Genomic DNA, 21,978 nt, shown 5'->3' with positions numbered 1-21,978 from the left:
GCGAAATCACAAAAAGGAGACGGAAAACCATGAAACAAACCGTGGCTGCATATATAGCGAAAACGCTCGAACAGGCTGGCGTGAAACGTATCTGGGGCGTAACCGGCGATTCCCTGAACGGACTTAGCGACAGCCTCAACAAGATGAAGACTATCGAATGGATGCCAACCCGCCATGAAGAGGTTGCCGCCTTCGCCGCAGGCGCTGAAGCACAGCTTACGGGGGAACTGGCCGTGTGTGCGGGCTCGTGCGGTCCCGGCAACCTGCATCTGATCAACGGGCTGTTCGACTGTCACCGCAATCACGTGCCGGTGCTGGCGATTGCCGCCCATATCCCCTCTTCCGAAATCGGCAGCGGCTATTTTCAGGAGACGCATCCGCAGGAGCTGTTCCGTGAATGCAGCCACTATTGCGAGCTGGTTTCATCCCCGGAGCAGATCCCGCAGGTGCTGGCGATCGCCATGCGCAAGGCCGTGCTGAACCGCGGCGTTTCCGTGGTCGTTATCCCGGGCGATGTGGCCCTCAAGGCCGCGCCGGAAGGGGCCAGCACCCACTGGTATCACGCCCCACAGCCCGTGGTAACGCCTGCCGAAGAGGAGCTGAAAAAGCTGGCTCAGCTGCTGCGGTACTCCAGCAATATCGCCCTGATGTGCGGCAGCGGCTGCGCTGGCGCCCACAAGGAGCTGCTTGAATTTGCCGGTAAGCTGAAATCGCCGATTGTCCACGCCCTGCGCGGCAAAGAGCACGTCGAGTACGACAACCCTTACGACGTGGGGATGACCGGGCTGATCGGTTTTTCCAGCGGCTTCCACACCATGATGAACGCCGACACGCTGATCCTGCTCGGCACCCAGTTCCCGTATCGTCCGTTCTATCCGGCGGATGCCAAAATCATTCAGATTGATATCAACCCGGCCAGCATCGGCGCGCACAGCAAGGTCGATATGGCGCTGGTGGGCGACATCAAATCTACCCTTGCCGCCCTGCTGCCGCTGCTGGAAGAAAAAACGGACCGCAAGTTCCTTGATAAGGCCCTGAGTGACTATCGCGACGCCCGCAAGGGGCTGGACGACCTCGCCAAACCGAGCGACAAAGCCATTCACCCGCAGTATCTGGCGCAGCAGATCAGCCATTTCGCGGACGACGACGCCATCTTTACCTGCGACGTGGGCACGCCAACCGTCTGGGCGGCACGCTATCTGAAGATGAACGGCAAGCGCCGCCTGCTCGGCTCGTTTAACCACGGCTCGATGGCCAACGCCATGCCGCAGGCGCTGGGCGCAAAAGCGACGGCCCCGGAGCGTCAGGTGGTAGCGATGTGCGGCGACGGCGGGTTCAGCATGCTGATGGGGGATTTCCTGTCGGTGGTGCAGATGAAGCTCCCGCTGAAAATTGTGGTCTTCAACAACAGCGTGCTGGGCTTCGTGGCGATGGAGATGAAGGCCGGAGGCTACCTGACGGACGGCACCGAGCTGCACGACACCAACTTCGCGCGCATCGCCGAGGCCTGCGGCATCACCGGTATTCGCGTGGAGAAAGCCTCAGAGGTGGATGAAGCCCTGCAGCGCGCGTTTTCCATCGACGGTCCGGTGCTGGTGGATGTCGTCGTCGCCAAAGAAGAGCTGGCGATCCCGCCGCAGATCAAGCTGGAACAGGCCAAAGGCTTTAGCCTGTATATGCTGCGCGCCATCATCAGCGGACGCGGCGATGAGGTGATCGAACTGGCAAAAACCAACTGGCTCAGGTAAAACATCTGGCATCGCCTTTTTAATAATAAGGACATGCCATGATCGATTTACGCAGTGATACCGTAACCCGCCCGAGCCGCGCCATGCTCGAAGAGATGATGGCCGCCCCGGTCGGGGACGACGTCTACGGCGATGACCCGACGGTCAACGAGCTGCAGCGCTACGCGGCTGAACTGAGCGGCAAGGAGGCCGCGCTGTTCCTGCCAACCGGTACGCAGGCTAACCTGGTGGCGCTGCTCAGCCACTGCGAGCGCGGGGAAGAGTATATCGTCGGCCAGGGCGCGCATAACTATCTGTATGAAGCAGGCGGTGCCGCGGTGCTCGGCAGCATTCAGCCGCAGCCGATTGACGCCGCGCCGGACGGCTCCCTGCCGCTCGATAAGGTCGCGGCGAAAATCAAAGCCGACGATATTCACTTCGCCCGCACCCGGCTGCTCAGCCTCGAAAACACCCACAACGGCAAAGTGCTGCCGCGCGAATACCTGAAAGCAGCGTGGGAATTCACCCGCGAGCGCGGGCTCGGCCTGCACGTTGACGGCGCGCGTATCTTTAACGCCATCGTGGAGTATGGCTGCGAGCTGAAAGAGATTGCGCAATACTGCGACTCGTTCACCATCTGCCTCTCTAAAGGTCTGGGCACGCCGGTGGGCTCTCTGCTGGTGGGCAACGCGGACTACATCAAGCGCGCCAACCGCTGGCGCAAAATGACCGGCGGCGGCATGCGTCAGGCGGGTATTCTGGCGGCGGCCGGGCTGTATGCCCTGAAAAACAACGTGGCGCGCCTGAAGGACGATCACGACAACGCCGCGTGGATGGCTACGCAGCTGCGCGAAATTGGCGCCGACGTGATGCGCCACGACACCAACATGCTGTTTGTTCGCGTGGGCGATGATCGCGCCGCCGCGCTGGGCGAATTTATGAAATCACGTGGCGTGCTGATCAACGCCTCACCTGTCGTGCGCCTGGTTATGCATCTCGACGTGAGCCGCGAACAGCTGGCGGACGTGGTGAAACACTGGCAGGCGTTTTTACAGCGATAAGGAGCATCACGTGCCGCAACGCATTCTGGTGCTCGGCGCCAGCGGGTATATCGGTCAGCATCTCACCGCGGCGTTAAGCCAGCAGGGACACCGGGTGCTGGCAGCGGCACGCAACACCGAACGCCTGCAAAAACTCAGCTTGCCCGGCGTCACCTGCCACAGCATTGACCTCAACTGGCCGAAGGAGCTTCCCGCGCTGCTGGAAGGGGTCGACACGCTTTACTACCTGGTGCACAGCATGGGCGAAGGCGGGGATTTTATCGCCCACGAGCGGCAGGTGGCGATGAACGTCCGCGATGCCCTGCTGCAAACCCCGGTGAAGCAGGTCATTTTTTTAAGCTCGCTCCAGGCGCCTGAACACGAGCAGTCCGATCACCTGCGCGCCCGCCAGCTGACGGCTGAAACCCTGCGCGGGGCGAATATCCCCGTCACCGAACTGCGCGCCGGGATCATCGTCGGTGCAGGCTCCGCCGCCTTCGAAGTGATGCGCGATATGGTCTACAACCTGCCGGTACTCACGCCGCCGCGCTGGGTGCGCTCGCGCACCACGCCGATTGCGCTGGAGAATTTACTGCATTATCTGGTGGCCCTGCTGGATCACCCGGCGGAGCAACACCGCGTGCTGGAGGCGGCAGGCCCTGAAGTGCTGAGCTATCAGGAGCAGTTCGAACATTTCATGCGCGTCAGCGGCCGCCGCCGCTGGCTGATCCCCATCCCCTTTCCAACCCGCTGGATTTCGGTGTGGTTTTTGAATGTGATCACCTCGGTGCCGCCGACGACCGCCAAAGCGCTGATCCAGGGGCTCAAACACGATTTACTGGCGGACGATCGCGCGCTGAGGGCACTCATTCCCCAGGACCTGATCCGCTTTGACGATGCCGTGCGCAATACGCTGAAAGAGGAAGAGCAGCTGGTGAACTCCAGCGACTGGGGCTACGACGCCCAGGCGTTTGCCCGCTGGCGGCCGGAGTACGGCTATTACCCGAAACAGGCGGGCTGCACGGTGAAAACTTCCGCCAGCCTTGCAGATCTGTGGGAAGTCGTGAACCAGATTGGCGGCAAAGACGGTTATTTCTTCGGCAATATCCTCTGGCAAACGCGCGGGGCAATGGATCTGCTGGTGGGGCACAGGCTGGCAAAAGGCCGCCCGGCACGCCCGTATCTTGAGGTGGGCGATGCGGTCGACAGCTGGAAGGTCATCATCGTCGAGCCGGAAAAACAGCTGGCGATGCTGTTCGGCATGAAAGCCCCGGGGCTGGGCCGGCTCTGCTTTACCCTGAAAGACAAAGGCGATCGTCGTGAACTGGACGTCCGCGCCTGGTGGCATCCCCACGGAATGCCCGGTCTGTTCTACTGGCTGTTGATGATCCCCGCACACCTGTTTATCTTCCGCGGGATGGCAAAGCGGATTGCGCAACGGGCAGAACAAAAGACGGAAAAGATCTAAATAAAACTCTCTTTCTTTCACCTTTCCCATTGCATAGCGCCGTAATTCACGAAAGAATGCGCACGAAATTCTTTTCAACACAGTGGATTGATATGAAGGTACTGGTTACCGGGGCGACCAGCGGCTTAGGCCGAAATGCGGTCGAATTTCTGCGCAACAAGGGCATCAGCGTCAGGGCTACCGGTCGCAACGAAGCGATGGGAAAACTGCTGCAAAAAATGGGCGCGGAGTTCGTCCATGCTGACCTGACGGAGCTGGTTTCCTCTCAGGCGAAAGTGATGCTTGCCGGTATCGACACGCTGTGGCACTGCTCCAGTTTCACCTCCCCGTGGGGTACCCAGGAAGCCTTCGATCTCGCCAACGTGCGGGCAACCCGCCGTCTGGGCGAATGGGCCGTCGCCTGGGGCGTGCGCAACTTTATTCATATCTCGTCACCGTCGCTCTATTTTGACTATCACCACCATCGTGACGTGCAGGAAGATTTCCGCCCTGCTCGCTTTGCCTGTGAGTTTGCCCGCAGCAAGGCGGCCAGCGAAGAGGTGATTGACCTGCTGGCACAGTCCAACCCTCATACGCGCTTTACCGTGCTGCGCCCCCAGAGCCTGTTCGGGCCGCACGACAAAGTGTTTATTCCGCGCCTGGCGCAGATGATGCACCACTACGGCAGCGTGCTGCTGCCGCGCGGCGGCGATGCGCTGGTGGATATGACCTATTACGAAAACGCCGTCCACGCCATGTGGCTGGCAAGCCAGCCGGACTGCGATAAGCTGATCTCCGGTCGCGCCTACAACATCACGAACGGCGAACCCTGCACGCTGCGCAGCATTGTGCAGCGCTTAATTGATGAGCTGCAGATCGACTGCCGCATCCGTTCAGTTCCTTACCCGATGCTGGATATGATTGCCCGCAGTATGGAGCGTTTTGGCAGTAAATCGGCCAAAGAGCCTGCGCTGACGCATTACGGCGTATCAAAGCTTAACTTTGATTTCACGCTGGATATTTCGCGGGCGGAGAACGAGCTTGGGTATAAACCGGTTGTGACGCTGGATGAAGGGATTACGCGTACGGCGGCGTGGCTGCGGGATCACGGGAAGCTCCATCGGTAGATCGGGTCCTGCCTTTTTGCGATGAGAAAAAAACGGCAACCCGAAGGTTGCCGTTTGTCATTTTGCCGATTACAGCGCAGTCCACGCGTCCTGCCATGCAATCCCTTTACCTGGCTCGTAGTAGGATGGCGCGTTATTGCACCAGCCGCTGTACGGATAAGGTTTGCACTGGAACAGCTGGCCGCGGTTGTTAACGATATCGCCTGCTTTCCATTTGGTTTTGGAAGTCCAGGTCGGGTAAGTCCCGGTCTGGCCGCCGTTGGTCTGCTTAGCCTGTACGTTCAGCGTATAGGTTGTGGTGCTGCTCAGCTCGCCGTCACTGACGGTAAGGTTGATCGGGTACTGCGTCGCCGCCGCCACTTCCGGTGCATTGAACGTAATAATCGCTTTATCATCGCCGCTTACGGTCTGGCCGTTCGGAGCCGTCCAGGTATAAGTCAGGTGGTTACCGTCTTCGTCAGTCGAGCCAGACGCGTTCAGAGAAACAGATTTACCCGCTTCAACCGCCCCCACCGGACCGGCGATTTTTGCTACCGGCGCATGGTTTACCGGCGCTGGCGTAGTATCCTCCGGAGCCGGGGTGTTATCGTCCGGCACCGGCGTGGTATTGCCTTCGTCCGTTGGGTCGACAGGGGTTGGCGTCGGGGCTGGCGTGACGCTACCGCCGTCGGAAGTCCCGTCTTCACCCACCACGTTGACGTTGAAGTAATGCTTCACGCATTTGGTGTAGTCACCCTCTTTAAAGGCGCTGAATGGCGTCTGGTAACCCACCAGCTGGCAAGAGTAGGTCTGGCCTGACGGGGTATCCGCGCTCCATCCCCAGTCCTGTTCCCAGTAGATCTTCAGCGCGCCGGCACCGCCTTCGTCGAACTGCTTCATGTTGGCGCAGCCCAGCACTTCGTTAGACGGAACAGGCACTTTCAGATAGTTGGCGAACTCTTTGTAGTATTTGATACGGTTTTGAGACTGGGCGATCTCTGTCGGACCACCGCACTCCACGCCGCCGTTGATGATCTGCGTGGTTACGCCGAAGCCTGGAACCAGACCATTCGCCTTATCGTGATCGTTCGGCTGCCAGGTGCCGTCGATAACCTGCAGCATGCTCGGTTTTGGCGGCTGCGGGTAGGCGAAGAAGAAGATCGCGGAAGCAAGGTTCAGCCAGGTGTCCGCCACCAGCTCAGGTTTGTCCAGCAGTACGCGGACGTCGCCGTACATCGCTTCAGAGAACGGGCCGTAGTTGTAGTTATAGGAGAGCTGTTTCGCACCGCGACCAAAGTAGCTAACGAAATCACCATCTTTGTCTTTACCGCACGGCCAGGTCTGCCCCTGCCAGACATCCGGGTTACATTCGCCGTTATAGCCACCCTTCTGACCTTCGCTCCAGCCCATCTCACGCACGTAAACCAGCGCCTGACGCCACTCGGCTTCCGGACGCCAGGACTCGTGGCCGCCGGTTTCCTGCGCGAAGTGCGCGAACATGGTTGCCAGAGACTTACGGCAGATGGCATCGCTGTTACGACCATCGGTATAGGTCTGGCACAGCGCCGGGAATTTACCGACCGCTTTCAGGAAGTTGCTGTAGGTATATTCCGGCGCACGCAGTGGGAAGAGGTATTCCCAGTCGCTGGCCTTGATAATCCCTTCCACGCGCTTGACGTTTTCCGGGTTTGTCGATTTACCCGGCTCAATTTGTTCCACCAGGCTGTTGTCCAGCGTGCGGATGGTTGACTTCACTGAAGCCATCAGCGGGAAGTTGGTCAACTCCTGCTCTTTCTTCTGCAGATCGCTGGCCTTAACGGTGTAAGGTTCGCTGCTGGCCTGCAGCTGGGTTGCCTGAGCCATAAACGGTGCAACACATGCGCCCGCAATAAGAACACTGAGTAATGTTCTTTTGTTCATGTCAATGGTCCTCTTAATTATATTAAGGGTCTATAAAAGTTAATTGTTTCGCGGTTTATTTATTAATCATTTAATAAATAAACCCGGGAGCAGTTTTCGTTTTATGAAGAACACCAGCCGGTACTCTTCAAAAAACAAAAATCAATAATAATAACGGTTACGGGTGCTACGTTTTAACTTCTGATATTTATTCCAGACCTTACGGGCATAGACCATACGCTGCGGGTAATTCTCTTTTTTCAGACCCGCGTTATAGGCGCCGACCGCCTCCCAGTTATAGCCATAAACTTTAATCATTCCGGATAATATCGATGCGCCAACCATAATCGAGGTGCAGGGCTCGGTAATTAACCGGTACTCATTAATGCCTTTTCGCTCCAGCTCGGAAAAATGTGAACTGTTAATCTGCATCAGGCCGACATCACGCGTGCCATCATTATTCTGTCCAATCGCATTGGGATTCATTCCCGATTCAACATTAGCAATGGCATACAGCAGATAAGGATCCACATGGTAATAACTGGCGGCTTTATCCCAGCAGTTGGCAAAGACGCTATGACTTATTATCAGCAACAATAAAAATAACGTTTTCATTTTCAGTCCGGCTCTTTTTCATTGTCTCCTTACGCGCTTATTGCTCTGTTTCCTGATTTACGGTCCACGTCCGTCACGGGACGTGGACCGTGATGGCGGGCAAGTTCCTTACCCGCATCGTTATGGCAGTGACTTACTGGCAGTCAGCCGCAGGGCCTTTTTTCACCCAGACATCGCTGCTACCGGGTTTATCACCTTTCGTCCACCATTTCGCGGTGTAGGTGTAACCGTTGTAGGTAGTGGTGTCGCCGCCGTTATAGACCACGTCGGAGCGCCAGTTGAATTTCACCTGACTTACCAGCTCCCATGCATCCACGCCGAAGCCCGGCTGGTTGCCCTGAGTCCAGTATTTTGCTTTCCAGACCAGGTTGTCGAAGCTGACGGTATTGCCCGCGTTGTAAACCTTGCTTGCGCTCCAGGCAGCATATTTACTGGCGTTGGCGTCAACAGGCTTATCGCAGCTATTGGAGGCAGAACCTTCGTCAGACGGCGTATTGCCTTCATCGGATGGGGTGTTACCTTCGTCAGACGGGGTATTGCCTTCGTCAGACGGGGTATTGCCTTCGTCAGACGGAGTGTTGCCTTCATCGGAAGGGGTATTGCCCTCGTCAGACGGGGTTTCCGCCGCTTTAGGCGTTACCGTCACCTGTACGTTAGTCTGTACGCTGGACTTGCCATCGCTTACCACCACGGTCAGCGTGTAAGTAGATTCGGTGTCCACGTCCGGCGCGGTGATGTTCAGGTTCGCGGTATCTGCGCCTGTGGCCTGCATATTCGCAGGAACGCTCCAGGAGTAGGTCAGCGCGTCGCCATCAGGATCGTTAGCCTGAGCGTGCAGAGAGTAGCTCTGGCCCGCTTCCAGCGTCACGGCTTCCATCTGGTTCACGACCGGCGCCTGGTTTGCTTTCGGCGCTTTGTTCACGACCTGTACGTCAGCGGTGCTGCTCAACCCTTTCGCGTCAGTGACCGTCAGGCGGAACGCCAGAGTCTGGTTACTGGTGACAGCGGCAACGTTGAAGGTCGCTTTCGCTTTGGTGCTGTTGGTGATGGTCACCGACGGGCCAGAGATCTGCGTCCACTTGTAGGTGATGGCATCGCCATCCGGATCGGTGGAAGCCGAGCCGTCCAGGGTCACCGTCGCCGGACCGGTTACGCTCTGGTCAGCGGATGTCGCCACCGGCGCATGGTTGGTCACCACCGGATCAACCGGCGCAGCGCCGCCGCCTGTCAGGCTTTCATTCATCGCGTTCAGAATGTCTCCGGTATCGGAGTCGATAGACCAGGCAAACAGACCGCCCAGATTTTTCGCCAGCACATACTGACCTTTCGCCGTTGCGGAACGCGCATCTTCATAGGTGATCAGATCGCCGGTGGTTTTGTTAAACAGATACGGCGCTTCAGCGGTAGCATCATAGTTGTATTCCCAGCCCGCTTTACCTTTGTACTCGTTAACGATCTGACGATAGTCAACCACGCCCGGTTCCCAGGTCCCTTTCACCATGCCCGTTGCCGTGCCGGTGAACGGGTTGTTATTGCTGTAACCGTGAACGCCGGTCCAGCCGCGACCATACATGGCCGTCCCCACGACGATTTTGCCGGGCTGTACACCCTGCGCCAGCAGCGCATTCACGCCGTTTTCGGTGGTGTAATTGGTATCCGGTTTGTTTGCCGGCGCACGCAGTGCCGCCTGGTGACCCAGATCGGTGTTGCTCCAGCCGCCGTAGAAGTCGTAGCTCATCAGGAAGATGTGATCCATGTACTGCTGGGCAGTGGTGTAATCAACGTCTTCAATTTTGTCGCTGCCTGAACCGATTGCTGAGGTCAGCTCAAAGGTACGGCCGGTTTCGGCTGACAGTTCATTCATCATGGCGCGCAGTTCGCGCATCAGTGCGGTATACGTCTCTTTATCCTGCTGCGGGTTGCCCAGCGTTTCGTTCTGACCGCCGCCGCCCGGGAATTCCCAGTCGATGTCCACGCCGTCGAAGAATTTCCAGGTTTTCAGGAAATCTTTCACAGAAGCCACAAAGCGATCGCGGATCGCTTTGTCATGCATTTTGAAGAACGGATCGGAGAGGGTCCAACCGCCGATAGACGGCAGTACCTTCAGCCCTGGATTGGCTTTCTTCATTGCCATCAGCTGGCCGAAGTTGCCTTTGTAGGGGTCGTCCCAGCTGCTGACGCCAGCCTGAGGTTTCTGCAGTGCGGCCCACGGGTCGTGAATCGCCACCTGGAAGTCCTGACGGCCCGCACAGGCGCGCTTCAGCGCTTCGAAGCTGTTACCGCCTTCGATGGTTTTCAGGCTGTCGTTGATGCCATCGCCGCCGCAGATTGGAATGAAGCCATACAGAATGTGGTTAAGGTTAGCCGCCGGGATTTTATCCACCGGGAAATTACGGTCATAAACGCCCCACTCAGGGAAATAGGCACCGACCACTTTATCGGTGTGCTTAGAGAGGGTTTTATTATTTTCCTGCATGGTGGTGTTAAGCGGCAGCAGATGGCTACCGTCGGTATCCGCGACGATAATCAGTTTGCTGGCGCTGGTGCTGCACCCGCTGGCATTGCAGAGTTCAACCGTTTCCTGATAGCGGCCGCCTTTGGTCACTTTAAATGTTGCCGTGCCGGACATGCTGCCTGCACCGGTCCAGACGGTTTTGCCGTCGAGCAGCACTTTCGCTGAAGTCGGGGCCGCGCCGCTCCAGACATCCCACTGCACTTTAACATCGGCACCATCATGGACTTTGACGAGGCTGTTGTACGCAGAAGCAGACTGATCGACTTCGACAATGGCAAATTTATCATTACCGCTGGCGATAGTTGCTTTACCCGGCACGGCTGCGAACACCGGGCTTGCAGCCGCTGCAACGAAGAGTGCCAGATATTTAGGCTTCAGAAATTTCATTATTTGATCCTGATAATACGATTTGTGAAATTAAATACCCATGCTTTTCCATTAAACATGGACGAACGTTATTTACTGATAAATTAATCGTGAACGTTTCTGGTTCGCGAAAGACCTGTTTATAATTGTGCTGTACCTTCCTCCACTCATAAAACCTTCGACAAATGTTTTATTGCGGAGAGAAGAATACAGCGGGTAATTTATTTTATCCTTTCATTCCCCCAATGAAAAAACTTCAAAAAAAACTTGACTGCATTATTTAAAAGATGAGATGTGGAATTTGCGCGATAAATACAACCAGCCCGGAAAATGCAATATATGGACCAAAGGAAATAAGGTTATTTTTATTCTCAAAGGGCTTTAACAGGCAATGCATGATAATGCCCCCCAGCGCTGCGATCAGCACAATAGAAGGTAACGCTTGCCAGCCGCACCAGGCGCCCAGCGCCGCCAGCAGCTTAAAATCACCATAGCCTAATCCTTCCCGCCCGGTCAGCAGGCGGAATGCCCAGTAAACCAGCCAGAGCGACAGATATCCCGCCACCGCGCCGTAGATAGCATCGGTCAGCGGTAGCGTACGGAACAGGGCATGAAACATCAGCCCCGTCCACAGCAGCGGCTGGGTCAGGCAGTCCGGCAGCAGCATATGACGCGCGTCGATCACCACCAGCGGCAGCAGCAGACTCCACATCAACCACAGCGCGATCAGCGCCGTAAACGAGGGTGCCAGCGCGGCGCTGGCGGCAAAGAAGAGAGCGCTACAGACTTCCACCAGCAGCAGTCGCAACGGAATCGCGCTATGGCAGTGGCGGCAGCGGCCGCGCAGCGCACACCAGCTAATGATGGGAATATTTTCCCACGCGCTCAGGGCGTGGCGGCATTCCGGGCAGTGAGAGGCGGGAAACAGCAGATTGCCTGCCCCCTCTTCTTCCATTACCAGCGGCGGAATACGCTCCGCCACTACGCCCAGGAAACTGCCGAGGATCGCGCCCAGCGCTCCGCTCATCACGCACAGACCCGGCAGATTCGCCTGCTGCAACAGCATTAGCGGGTTCATGCGCTTTTCGCCCAGCTCAGCGTAATGTGCGCTTTCACGTCACTCTGACGATCCACCGGCGTTAACGCGAGTTTCTCCAGATGGATACCGGAAGAGACGTTCATCTCACGCAGCCAGTTTTGCAGGGCAGAAACGTTGACGCGCTCGACATCAAAGGTCAGCGACTGCTCTTGCTGACGCACGTCTGTCAACGCGACGTGCACGACTTTGGCACTTTCCTCCACCACGCTGCGCGGGTTCGGGGTATTGACGATTCTGGACTGGAGATGGTTTTTATCAATTTCCTGGCGCATCCAGTTCAGCGTCTGCTTTTGCTTAAATAACACGGCCTCGTTATTTTTTATTAAAGTATCGAGCGGCATCATCGCGCCGTAATAAACCATCGCACAGCAGAGTGCCCCGCCGCAGAGTTTAAATAAATTACGCTCGCGTGGACTGTAATTTTGCCAGCGGTTTTTTAACTGGGCTATTTGCGTTTTCATTTATAGCTCCCGGTAATAATGGCGGTATAAGGCGCCTCGCCGGAAATCGGCTGCATCGTAAATTCAAAGGTTTCGGCGCTGCGGGAGACAAAATCCTGCAGGGTCTGTTTATCCATGGATTTCACATTCAGCGTCAGCTGATTTTGCGTTTCGTCATATTCCACGTTGTTGATCTCCAGAGACGGCAATGACTGCCTGATTTGATTCAGCGCTTCGAGCTGCAGGAAGACCCCTTTCTTCGCCTTGCTGATATTTTGCCCGACGTAGTACTTCAGGTTGCTGGTCTGGCGCAGGGTCGGGAAATAGTGCTGCGCTACGGTGGTCATCTCCCGGTGGATCTCGTTTTGCTGATGAGTGAGCATCCACGCCATACCAACGCGGGGGCCGATCAGCAGGCCGACGCAAAGCAGCGCCGCCGCCGCGAGGGCCTTTTTCGCGTGGCGAAAACGCGGGCCGCTGGCGTTGCGCCCGGAAAACTCCCCGTGCAGCATGTTGACACGACAGCCCTGCCACTGGGGCTGGATCAGCACCAGCGGATGCTGCCACGCCAGCCGTTCATCCACCTGTACCTCCTGCGGCACATCGCCGTAGCAGCACACCTCACCCGCCGGGCATTTACTCAACAGCAGCGGCAGCAGAACCGTATCGGCTTCGCCAGCGCTGCCGGGGGAAAAACGCAGCCAGTAGCTCTCCTCCAGGCTCACCAGCGTAGTGCCCCCTTCGCTCACCGGCAGCAGCCAGGCATCCGGCAGCGCCTGGACCACCGTGAGCCCCGCCTGAGCGAACAGCTCAAGCCAGTGGCGCAGACGATCAGCGTCGATGGCCACGGCATCCACCTCCGGCCCCTTTTTGTTCAGCACCGTCCAGTGCAGCGTCTCCACCTCGCCGAGCAGCGTCTCTTCCGCCATCCACGAGAACTGCGCCGTCTGGGCGGAGAGCCCTTTTTTCGGCAGGGTAAAATGACGAAAGATCGTCTCGCTCGCCGGCAGCAGCAGGCACACCTGCTGAGAAAGCGGGTGGCAGGAAAGTTCGCTCAGTGCGCTCCAGCCCGTCAGATATTCCACCCGATCGTTACCAGATTCACACCACCAGATTTTGCCGTCCTCACGGGTGTCGGGACGAATAAAAAGCACCTTTTTCATTATCTTCATCTTATTCAACCATTCGGTAGCGGCGTTGCCAGGTCACGACCTTGCCAGCCTCACTGTCAACGTGAAGCTGGCTGACGACGCGCAGCGTTAAATCATCGGTATTGCCGGTGGTATCCACCCGAAAATAGCGACTGTTGACCGCAACCCTGTCCTGAATCTGCGCCAGGATATCTTTGGTCTGCGGATAGTTGCTCTCCAGCACTTTGCTGAATGCCTCCAGCGACGCCCACCCCTCCTCCGGGCGTGAATCGATCAGGCGGGCAGCGTCGTCCGTGTTTAGCACGCCGGTAAAAACCGCCGCCAGCAGCGGCGCCTGTTCGCGTGTTAAGGTATTCACATTTATGGTGCCATCCGTATCCGGCAAGGCGCACAGCAGCTTGCTGACCTTCGGCCACGCAGCCTGCGGAAAGGCGGGCAGCACTCTGATTTCGTTGATGGAGCGCATCATTTGATTCGCCGGACCGCGGGCGGGCGTCACGCTCGCCCAGGCATCGGCCTCCTGGCCCTGTTTCGCCGTCACGTCGTCGGCGTCAAGATAATCCACCAGCTGCTGGTAAATCTCTTCTGCCGCCAGCGTACCGACGCCACTTTCTGTCAGCAGTTGTTCGATAATCTGCTCTTTGACCGGTTTTTCCGGCAGCGCAGTTGGGTCGGCCGGGGCCGCTGGCGCCGCGTCACCGGCCAGCAGACTATTGACGTTAAAGCAGGTCCGGGCATCCTCCACCTGACTCACCACGGTGTAATTATCCCCGTGGGTTTCCAGCGGCTGCGCCCAGTCACCCTGCGGCGACAGCCCCGCCCCTTCTGAACTGGCCGCTTTCTGCAATACGTTTTCCAGTACCTTCTGTTGACGGGCAATGGCCCAACGCAGCGTCTGCTGGCTGACCTGATAATGCGTTTTTTGCAGGTGGCGGCAGAACTGCTGACTGATTTTCGCCGCCAGGGCGGACATCATCACCAGCAGGATCAGCACCACCAGCAGCGCCACGCCACGCTCTTTTCGCGCTGTTTTGCCGCTCATGAACTCACTCCTGGCTCTACTGCCGTATCGGGCTGCGGGGTTGTTACGGTCTGGGCCGCATTCTCCGCAGCCGGCTGCGCCGGGTCCGCATTCGTCTCTTTTGGCGCGGTCTGGATCTCAGGCATATCGCCGGGAGTGATAAAAACCCAGCGCCAGGTTTCCCCGTTTTCCATGGTCAGATTCAGCTCAACGCCATCAGGCTGATGGCCGATGTCGGTCCATTTTTCCTGCCAGCCTTCGTGCCAGAAGCGCCATTTCATCTCTTTCACATCGCTCAAAATCGGCACGTCTTCCGGCTGCGCGCTGACGGGACCGTCGATAGCAGCCCAGACGTTGCGCCACAGGCGCTTGTCCTTTAACGTCCAGCGCACCCGCTCCAGCTGCACCTGGCCGCTGATGCCGTTCAGGGTTGTCATTTCCACACCATTCTGCTGCTGGACGAACACCTCGCCGCTGTTGCGCGGCGCACGCGCCTGCTGCTGATAAAAGTCTCGCGAGAGGAGGTTGTACGTGCGCTGAAGCGCCGTCACTTTTGTCGCCGCCTCGTCGCTGGCCGTCGAGGTGCGCATCGCGCCGTCGAGAGTTTGCCAGGCGAGAATGCTGATCACCGCGAAGATGGCCAGCGCAATCATAATTTCCAGCAGGGTAAAGCCCTGCTGACGCTGCACCTTACTCACGATCCACCTCCGGTTCGGCGAGCTGAAGCGCCACCACCGGTTGCGCATCGCTTGCTTCGCTGTAAACCCGTACCTCATCGGCAAAGGTATTGTCGGCGGTTTTCACCCGCTGGATATGCCAGGTCCAGGTTTGTCCGCCCATGGTTTCGGTGCCCACCTGCTCGGCGTCCGGGAAATCGGTCTGAGCCAGCTGCGCTTGCGCCAGCTGATTTTCCGCCACCCAGCCCGCCTGCAGCGTTTCCGACAGGCTGTGGGTAAAGCGCACGTTCAGGGTGACGGAGTTCATCAGCGCCAGCGCCGCGGTGGAGAAAATCACCAACGCCACCATCACTTCCAGCAGGGTCATCCCCTGCTCTTTGGTCTTGCGTTTAGTCATCGTTTTCCACCATCACGGGAACAGAGCCCTGTGACGTCACGTGAAAGCGCTGCTTTTTATCCAGGCTTTCGAGGCTGAGCGTGAAGCGGCTAAGCTCGCCGTCAGGCAAAAAAATGATTTGCGGTTCATCGTCCAGCGTGGCCGCCAGCGTTCGCGATGAGAGGGAGACATGCATCTCCTCAGGAAACTCACCGCGGGTGGCGATCCGCCCCGACTTTAAGGGTGCCCAGTGACGTTCGCCGTTATTTCCAACCTGCGTCACCAGTTCAAATTCTGACGAGGTCATCACCAGCCCGACAATATTTCCGTCCATTACCGCACGGTCAGAACCATATTCAACGAGGGATTTTAGCTGCTGACCAAATGTATCTGCGCCGCTGCGTGATGGAATGGTGGTGACCACCATCATGGCGCTCAGGGCGAATATCACCAGCGCCACGATAATTTCCAGCAGGGTAAATCCACGTTGCTTATTCATTACTTATCTTTTTTATCAAAAGACCAGTTGCTGATATCGTCGGCAGTATTAGCTTCTGCATCCGGACCGGCTGAGAAAATATCGACAGCGCCATGCTCACCCGGGCTAACCAGAATATAGTCATTGCCCCATGGATCCTGCGGCAGGCGGCGAATATAGCCATCGTCACGGTAGCCTTTCGGAATGGGCGCAATTTCAGGTTTGGTCACCAGCGCCTGCAGCCCCTGCTCGGTGGTCGGATAGCGATGGTTGTCGAGTTTGTACATATCCAGCGAACCTTCCAGCGCCACAATATCGCTGGTCGCTTTCTGAATATCGGCTTTTTCTTTATTGCCCATTAAATTAGGCACGACCATACTGGCCAGCACGCCGAGAATAACGATAACTACCATTAATTCGAGCAGCGTGAACCCCGCCTGACGCTTCAGGCTATTTTTTTTCAAAGACATGATTAACCCACCATATTATTAAGTTGAAGAAGCGGTTGTAATATTGAAAGAACGATAAATAAAACAACGGTCGCCATAGTTACTACCAGTGCCGGTTCAAATACCGACAGCGTTAACGTAATTCGATGCTGTAATGCAGATTCCTGGTTTTCCGCCGCACGATCCATCAACGAGCCCAGCTCGCCGCTCTCCTCCCCGGAGGCCACCATGTAGAGCATGGTGGGTGGAAAAATTCTCGCCTGTTCCAGCGCGTTGTAGAGGGATGCCCCCTGGCGCACGGTGTCCGCCGCCTGCTCAAGCACCTGCCGGGCATAGAGGTTTTCAATCCCGTCCATCGCGATGTACATCCCCTCCAGCAGCGGAACGCTGCTCGCCTGCAAAATACTCAGCGTACGGATGTAGCGCGCGCTGTTGATGGCGCAGACCAGTTTTTTCAGCGGTGACTTTAGCAACAGCCACCGATGATAAACAAACCGGTTCTTTTCTACTTTTATCCAAAATTTAAAGCTCGCCGACGCCCCGAACAGGCCGCCGGCGATAACGATGCCCCAGGCCTGTAAAAAGTCGCTCACCGCAATCAGCGTGCGGGTGGTCACCGGCAGCTCTTGTTTCATGTGGGTGAACTGGTCGATGACCTGCGGCACCACGGCGACCAGCAGAATAGAGATCACCGCGATCGCCACCACCGTCAGGGTAATGGGGTAGACCATCGCCTGAGTGAGCTTGCTTTTCATCTTCTGGCGCTGCTCGTTGTACTCGGCGAGCTTTTCCAGCACGCCACCGAGATGACCGGTCTTTTCACCGGCCATCACCAGGGTGCAGTAGAGCTTGTCGAAGCTGCGCGGAAACTGGCTGAAGGCGTCGAACAGCGTGTGACCTTCCACAATCTTGTCGCGGATCTCGCTCACCATCGCCGCCAGTGTTTTATCTTCCGTCTGCTTCGCAATCGCCTTCAGCGCACTCTCCAGCGGCAGCGCGGCATTGACCAGCGTCGCGAGCTGTCGGGTAAACATCGACAGCACCGGGATCGACAGTTTTGCCCCTTTACGGGCGTTTTTTCCCGCCGACGGATCGCTGGTCGGCGCAATGTTCACTGGCATCAGCTTCTGTTCGCGCAGCATCTGGCGCACCTGCTTGGGCCCTTCGGCCTGCAGGGTGCCGCGCTGGGTTTTCCCCGCGGCGTCCGTCGCGGACCACGCATACCAGGCCATTACGCATCCCCCCCGCGCTCGGCGGTGACACGCATCACCTCTTCCAGCGAGGTCACGCCGGAGATCACCTTCAGCAGACCGTTTTCACGCAGGCTGTAGGCCTCTTTGAAAAGCTGCGTTTCGATGGACATCTCATCTTTGTCTTCATGGATCGCACGCCGCATGGCGCTATCGACCACCAGAAATTCATGGATGCCTGCGCGTCCCTGGTAGCCGCTCTGGCGACACTGTTCACAGCCCACGGCGCGATAAATCGCTTTCGGCGGCGTTTCCATAAAGGTGAACAGCGCTTTCTCATTGTCATCCAGCGGACTGGTCGTGCGACAGTGCGGACACAGCCGACGCACCAGACGCTGGGCAATGACGCCAAGCAGCGACGAACCGATTAAAAATGACTCCAGCCCCATATCACGCAGACGGGTAATGGCGCCCGCGGCGCTGTTGGTGTGCAGCGTGGACATCACCAGGTGACCGGTGAGCGAGGCCTGTACCGCGATTTGCGCGGTTTCACCGTCACGAATTTCCCCGATCATCACCACGTCCGGGTCCTGGCGCAGAATGGCGCGCAGTCCGCGCGCAAAGGTCATGTCCACGCGCGGGTTGACCTGGGTCTGCCCGACCCCTTCAAGTTCATACTCGATCGGATCTTCCACAGTCAGAATGTTGCGTTCATGGCCGTTAAGCGCCGACAGCAGCGCGTACAGGGTGGTACTTTTCCCCGAACCGGTCGGGCCGGTCACCAGGATGATGCCGTGCGGACGTTCAATCAGTCCCTTTAACTTCACCAGCTCTTCGTCAATCAGACCGAGCTTGTTGATGTCCGGCTTAAGGTTGCTTTTGTCCAGCAGACGCATCACCACGCGTTCGCCGTACTGAGACGGGATAGTGGAGACACGCACGTCAATGGCCTTACGACCAATGCGCAGCGAGATACGACCGTCCTGGGGGAGACGTTTTTCGGCGATGTCCAGTTTGGACATCACTTTGATACGCGACACCAGCAGCGGTGCGAGCTTGCGCGCCGGCTGCAGCACCGGACGCAGCACGCCGTCAACGCGAAAACGAATGCTCAGGGTGCGCTCGAAGGTCTCGATATGAATATCGGAGGCCCCCTCTTTCACCGCTTCGCCCATAATGGCGTTGATCAGGCGGATCACCGGCGAGTTCTCGTCGTTATCCAGCAGATCTTCGTTGTCAGGGATCTCCTCGGTTAACGCCATCAGGTCAATATCGGCGTCCATGTCGTCCACCAGCTGCTGCGAGACGCCGCTGTTCTGCTGCCAGATGTTGGTCAGCAGTTCGTCAAACGCTTCCGCCGTCAAGATCGTCGGGGCATAGGAGCGCCCCAGCACGCGGCGCATCTCCAGCAGGGCATACGCCTGCGCATCCTCGCGGATATACACCTCGTCGTTATAGAACAGGACCCCGTTCTCTTTCGCCCAGGTGCTGGTACAGAGCGCATTACTCATCTCGGTCATGTCGCTTGCGCCTTATTCTTTAAACGGATTGCGGGACGACACCGGCGCACTGGCGCTCACCGGCGCGGCGCGGCTCTGGGCCGGATAGGCTGGCAGCATCGGCGAATCAGCATTCTCTACGATGCCCAGCTTGTGCTCTTCCATACGCTGCTGCTGACGCGCCTGGATCTGCTCATATTTCTCTTTCGAGGCCGCGCCGTAGTTGTCGTCGTCGCGCAGTACGGTGGTGTGGATAAACACCATCAGGTTACGCTTGGCGCTGTCCTGGGAGGTATAGCGGAACAACTGACCCACCACCGGAATATCGCCCAACAACGGCACTTTCGAGACCGACTGTTTGGTGACGTTTTCCATCAACCCCCCCAGCACCACCGTCTGCCCGCTGTGGACCATCACTTCGTTGTTGATGGTGCGGGTGTTGAACGTTGGGCCCAGGCTGGCATCGGCCGTCGAAGTGTTATCCACGCTGGAAACTTCCTGCTCGATCTTCAGATGGATCATGTCGCCATCGTTGATCTGCGGTACGATTTTCAGCTTCGTACCGACGGTTTTACGTTCCACAGAGTTAAAGACGTTATCGCCGCTGGTGGTCTGTGAACCGGAGAGGACCGGAACATCCTGACCGACGTTGAACGACGCCTCTTTGTTATCCAGCGTGACCACGCTCGGTGTCGACAGAATGTCGTTTTTGCCGTTAGTGGACAGCGCCGTCATCAGCGCGCCAAAGTCGCCGTTAAAGAAACCGGTCGCCAGGCCCGTATAGCTGCCAATGACTTTTGACTTCTTGATTTGGCTGATCGGCAGGCCGGTCGAACCAAACTGAACCCCGCCGTGTTTACTGGTCCACTGCACGCCCAGATCCAGACCGTTACCGTCCTGAACTTCGGCGATGATCGCCTCCACCAGTACCTGCGGACGGCGGATATCCAGCTTGTCGATCACTTTTTCCAGTGAATTCATGACGTTTGGCTGGGCGGTGATCACCAGCGAATTGGTAGACTCGTCGGCGGAAATATTCAGATCGCCTGCCATCGGCGCGGCTTTGCTCTTGCCACCGCCCGCTTTATCCTTCAATTGCTCGCCGATCCCCGTCAGCACCGGCACCACTTTGCTGGCGTTGGCGTATTTCAGGTAGAAGACGCGGGTGTTGCCCTCGTTGTTCTGCTCGCGATCGAGCTGGGAGATCAGCGTCCGGGTGCGCTGACGCGCGTCCGGGCTGCCGCTGATCACCAGGCTGTTGGTTTCATCGTCGGCGACCACTTTGGTCGCCAGCTGCGGGGCGTTTTGCCCTTTCTGCTCTTCGTTATTGAGGTTGTTCAACATGTCAGAAAGCTCTTTGGCCGAGGCAAAACGCAGTGGCACGATTTCACGGCGCTGGACGCCGCTTTGATCCACACGCTGCACCAGATCCACCAGGCGGTTAACCACCGAGGCTTTGCCGGTTAACAGCAGCACGTTTGACGGTTCAAAATGGACCACGTTGCCGATGCCGGAGGCGTCGTTCAGCTGACGCAACAGGGGGGCCAGCTCGCGTACCGGGACGTTCTCCATCCGCACCACGCGGGTGATGACTTCGTCGCCTTTGCCAGGGTTTTTGCTGTCGGCAATCGGTGCGCCCGACATGCGGGCCACCGAAGAGCGCACGACTTTCACCATCCCGTTATCCATCGGAATCACCGACAGACCATAGAGATCCAGCACGCTCAGGAAGAACTGGTAATATTCATCTTCCGTCAGTACGTTGTAGGTGCGAACCGACACCGTTCCCTGAACGGAAGGATCGACCAGAATGGTTTTATTAAGGTTACGCCCGACGGTATCGATAAATTCGCGGACATCGGTATTTTTAAAACTGGCGCTAAAGTTCGCCGCGAACAGCGAACCTGAATATAACGACAATGCGGTCAGCGCTACGCACGCCCATGGAAATTTCTTCATGTCTGTACACTTATTAATTGTTTAGAACATTGACCCGAATATTTTCAAGGTGAGCGTGACGCCGAATAACGACATCCGCCTCTTTCATTTTTGACCAGCGGGCAACGAGCTCTTTTGCCTGCGCCTCTTTAGTCATGTCCACATCGTCAACTTTTACCACTACATCACCTTTTTCCAGGCCAGCATGGCTGTAGAAAGGCGACGCATTGCGTGGATTAATGTTGTAGCCTTCCAGCTGGCCTTTTTCGATTATTGGTTTTAACACCAGATAATCATCCAGATGCAGATTATCTAACCCTGCATCTTTCTTCGATTTGGTTACCGGGGCGCTGTCAACGCCGCCTTTGAAATAGTCTGGTTTTTTAAGTGAAATAACCTGCGGCGCGCCTTCATAATTCACCACCACATTATCAGGATGAATTTCGGCAATATAGGCATTGTCAAAACCGGCGAGCATTTCGCCCTCGCGATAGCTCTTTTGTCCGGCGGGGGTTTTTATCACCGCAAAGGACAGCCAGGCTTCATCGCTGCTGAGAATACCTTCGATTTCCGCACTGAGCGGCTTTTTCACCGCCGCTGGCTGCTTCGCTGGCATCACCGCCGGCGAAAAAAGTACAAACTGGTTTTCATCGTGACTTTTTTTTTGCATATTCTTTTTTGAATCAGATAACCTGTTCGTCACTTTTTTATAATCTTTATAAACCATATACCCTTGCTGGCCGCAGAAAATAAGCAGCACAAACATGACGCAGGGCATAATCAATTGAGTAACAAATGACATACGCATTTTTTAACGAGCCTTTCTGCCAGTCAGTAATTCACAGCGCTGGGCTGTATGAGTGAGTGGCGTAAATACTAATGTGTTTCCTCGCCCCCGCCCATTCACACTTCCGCTAACAATAATTTAGAAAAAGGTTGATCGTT

Annotated in this window: 19 protein-coding genes; 4 read left to right on the top strand and 15 right to left on the bottom strand. The window is 56.9% G+C overall.

From position 1 onward, the window contains the following. Nucleotides 1–29: 29 nt before the first annotated feature. The 4 genes from poxB to DFO52_RS08930 all read left to right on the top strand — a co-directional run bounded on the left by poxB (nucleotide 30) and on the right by DFO52_RS08930 (nucleotide 5,341). The gene (gene poxB / locus DFO52_RS08945; RefSeq protein ID WP_047346936.1) at nucleotides 30–1,748 is read left to right on the top strand and encodes a ubiquinone-dependent pyruvate dehydrogenase; all 1,719 of its coding nucleotides are present in this window, start codon (nucleotides 30–32) and stop codon (nucleotides 1,746–1,748) included. A 38-nt stretch (nucleotides 1,749–1,786) separates the two neighbouring features. Next, nucleotides 1,787–2,788, top strand: coding sequence for a low-specificity L-threonine aldolase (ltaE, locus tag DFO52_RS08940; protein ID WP_047648197.1), 1,002 nt, complete (start codon nucleotides 1,787–1,789; stop codon nucleotides 2,786–2,788). A gap of 10 nt (nucleotides 2,789–2,798) precedes the next feature. Continuing rightward, complete coding sequence (locus tag DFO52_RS08935; protein ID WP_133550166.1) at nucleotides 2,799–4,235, top strand: SDR family oxidoreductase; 1,437 nt, start codon at nucleotides 2,799–2,801, stop codon at nucleotides 4,233–4,235. Between the two features lie 92 nt (nucleotides 4,236–4,327). After that, nucleotides 4,328–5,341, top strand: coding sequence for an NAD(P)-dependent oxidoreductase (locus DFO52_RS08930; protein WP_029739473.1), 1,014 nt, complete (start codon nucleotides 4,328–4,330; stop codon nucleotides 5,339–5,341). 69 nt (nucleotides 5,342–5,410) lie between these two features. On the opposite strand, the gene DFO52_RS08925 is transcribed toward DFO52_RS08930, so the two are convergent. The 15 genes from DFO52_RS08925 to gspC form a co-directional block, all read right to left on the bottom strand. Further along, the gene (locus DFO52_RS08925; RefSeq protein ID WP_133550164.1) at nucleotides 5,411–7,240 is read right to left on the bottom strand and encodes a chitinase; all 1,830 of its coding nucleotides are present in this window, start codon (nucleotides 7,238–7,240) and stop codon (nucleotides 5,411–5,413) included. Nucleotides 7,241–7,381: 141 nt separating this feature from the next. After that, complete coding sequence (gene iagB / locus DFO52_RS08920; RefSeq protein ID WP_029739471.1) at nucleotides 7,382–7,834, bottom strand: type III secretion system invasion protein IagB; 453 nt, start codon at nucleotides 7,832–7,834, stop codon at nucleotides 7,382–7,384. Nucleotides 7,835–7,967: 133 nt separating this feature from the next. After that, on the bottom strand, nucleotides 7,968–10,736 hold the full coding sequence (locus tag DFO52_RS08915; protein WP_133550162.1) for a glycosyl hydrolase family 18 protein: 2,769 nt from the start codon (nucleotides 10,734–10,736) through the stop codon (nucleotides 7,968–7,970). 259 nt (nucleotides 10,737–10,995) lie between these two features. Further along, nucleotides 10,996–11,793, bottom strand: a complete 798-nt coding sequence (locus tag DFO52_RS08910; RefSeq protein ID WP_133550161.1) for an A24 family peptidase — start codon at nucleotides 11,791–11,793, stop codon at nucleotides 10,996–10,998. Next, complete coding sequence (locus tag DFO52_RS08905; protein WP_029739468.1) at nucleotides 11,790–12,275, bottom strand: type II secretion system protein M; 486 nt, start codon at nucleotides 12,273–12,275, stop codon at nucleotides 11,790–11,792. Before DFO52_RS08905 ends, DFO52_RS08910 begins: the two co-directional genes overlap by 4 nt. Beyond that, nucleotides 12,272–13,417, bottom strand: a complete 1,146-nt coding sequence (gspL, locus tag DFO52_RS08900; RefSeq protein ID WP_133550159.1) for a type II secretion system protein GspL — start codon at nucleotides 13,415–13,417, stop codon at nucleotides 12,272–12,274. The genes DFO52_RS08905 and gspL overlap by 4 nt, the downstream gene beginning before the upstream one ends. Nucleotides 13,418–13,427: 10 nt before the next feature. Continuing rightward, nucleotides 13,428–14,447 (bottom strand): type II secretion system minor pseudopilin GspK, encoded by a 1,020-nt coding sequence (gspK, locus tag DFO52_RS08895; protein WP_133550157.1) that lies wholly within the window; start codon nucleotides 14,445–14,447, stop codon nucleotides 13,428–13,430. After that, nucleotides 14,444–15,124: a type II secretion system minor pseudopilin GspJ gene (gene gspJ, locus DFO52_RS08890; RefSeq protein WP_133550154.1), complete on the bottom strand. Its 681-nt coding sequence runs from the start codon at nucleotides 15,122–15,124 to the stop codon at nucleotides 14,444–14,446. The genes gspK and gspJ overlap by 4 nt, the downstream gene beginning before the upstream one ends. Beyond that, a complete protein-coding gene (gspI, locus tag DFO52_RS08885; RefSeq protein WP_029739464.1) occupies nucleotides 15,117–15,500 on the bottom strand; it encodes a type II secretion system minor pseudopilin GspI in 384 nt (127 codons plus the stop codon). Before gspI ends, gspJ begins: the two co-directional genes overlap by 8 nt. After that, complete coding sequence (gene gspH, locus DFO52_RS08880; RefSeq protein WP_047648210.1) at nucleotides 15,493–15,978, bottom strand: type II secretion system minor pseudopilin GspH; 486 nt, start codon at nucleotides 15,976–15,978, stop codon at nucleotides 15,493–15,495. Before gspH ends, gspI begins: the two co-directional genes overlap by 8 nt. Beyond that, nucleotides 15,978–16,427, bottom strand: a complete 450-nt coding sequence (gspG, locus tag DFO52_RS08875; RefSeq protein WP_029739462.1) for a type II secretion system major pseudopilin GspG — start codon at nucleotides 16,425–16,427, stop codon at nucleotides 15,978–15,980. The genes gspH and gspG overlap by 1 nt, the downstream gene beginning before the upstream one ends. Before the next feature lie 2 nt (nucleotides 16,428–16,429). After that, nucleotides 16,430–17,638, bottom strand: coding sequence for a type II secretion system inner membrane protein GspF (gene gspF / locus DFO52_RS08870; RefSeq protein WP_029739461.1), 1,209 nt, complete (start codon nucleotides 17,636–17,638; stop codon nucleotides 16,430–16,432). Beyond that, nucleotides 17,638–19,116, bottom strand: coding sequence for a type II secretion system ATPase GspE (gene gspE, locus DFO52_RS08865; protein WP_023310951.1), 1,479 nt, complete (start codon nucleotides 19,114–19,116; stop codon nucleotides 17,638–17,640). Before gspE ends, gspF begins: the two co-directional genes overlap by 1 nt. Nucleotides 19,117–19,128: 12 nt before the next feature. Then, the gene (gene gspD / locus DFO52_RS08860; RefSeq protein WP_121931156.1) at nucleotides 19,129–21,054 is read right to left on the bottom strand and encodes a type II secretion system secretin GspD; all 1,926 of its coding nucleotides are present in this window, start codon (nucleotides 21,052–21,054) and stop codon (nucleotides 19,129–19,131) included. A 13-nt stretch (nucleotides 21,055–21,067) separates the two neighbouring features. After that, entirely contained in the window at nucleotides 21,068–21,799 is a 732-nt protein-coding gene (gene gspC / locus DFO52_RS08855; protein WP_133550404.1) for a type II secretion system protein GspC, read from the bottom strand. Nucleotides 21,800–21,978: the final 179 nt, after the last annotated feature.

It is taken from the genome of Enterobacter sp. AG326, from assembly GCF_004362415.1.
GTDB lineage: Bacteria > Pseudomonadota > Gammaproteobacteria > Enterobacterales > Enterobacteriaceae > Enterobacter > Enterobacter asburiae.
The sequence above is the reverse complement of the archived record's forward strand: the minus strand, read 5'-3'. Positions and strand labels throughout refer to the sequence as shown.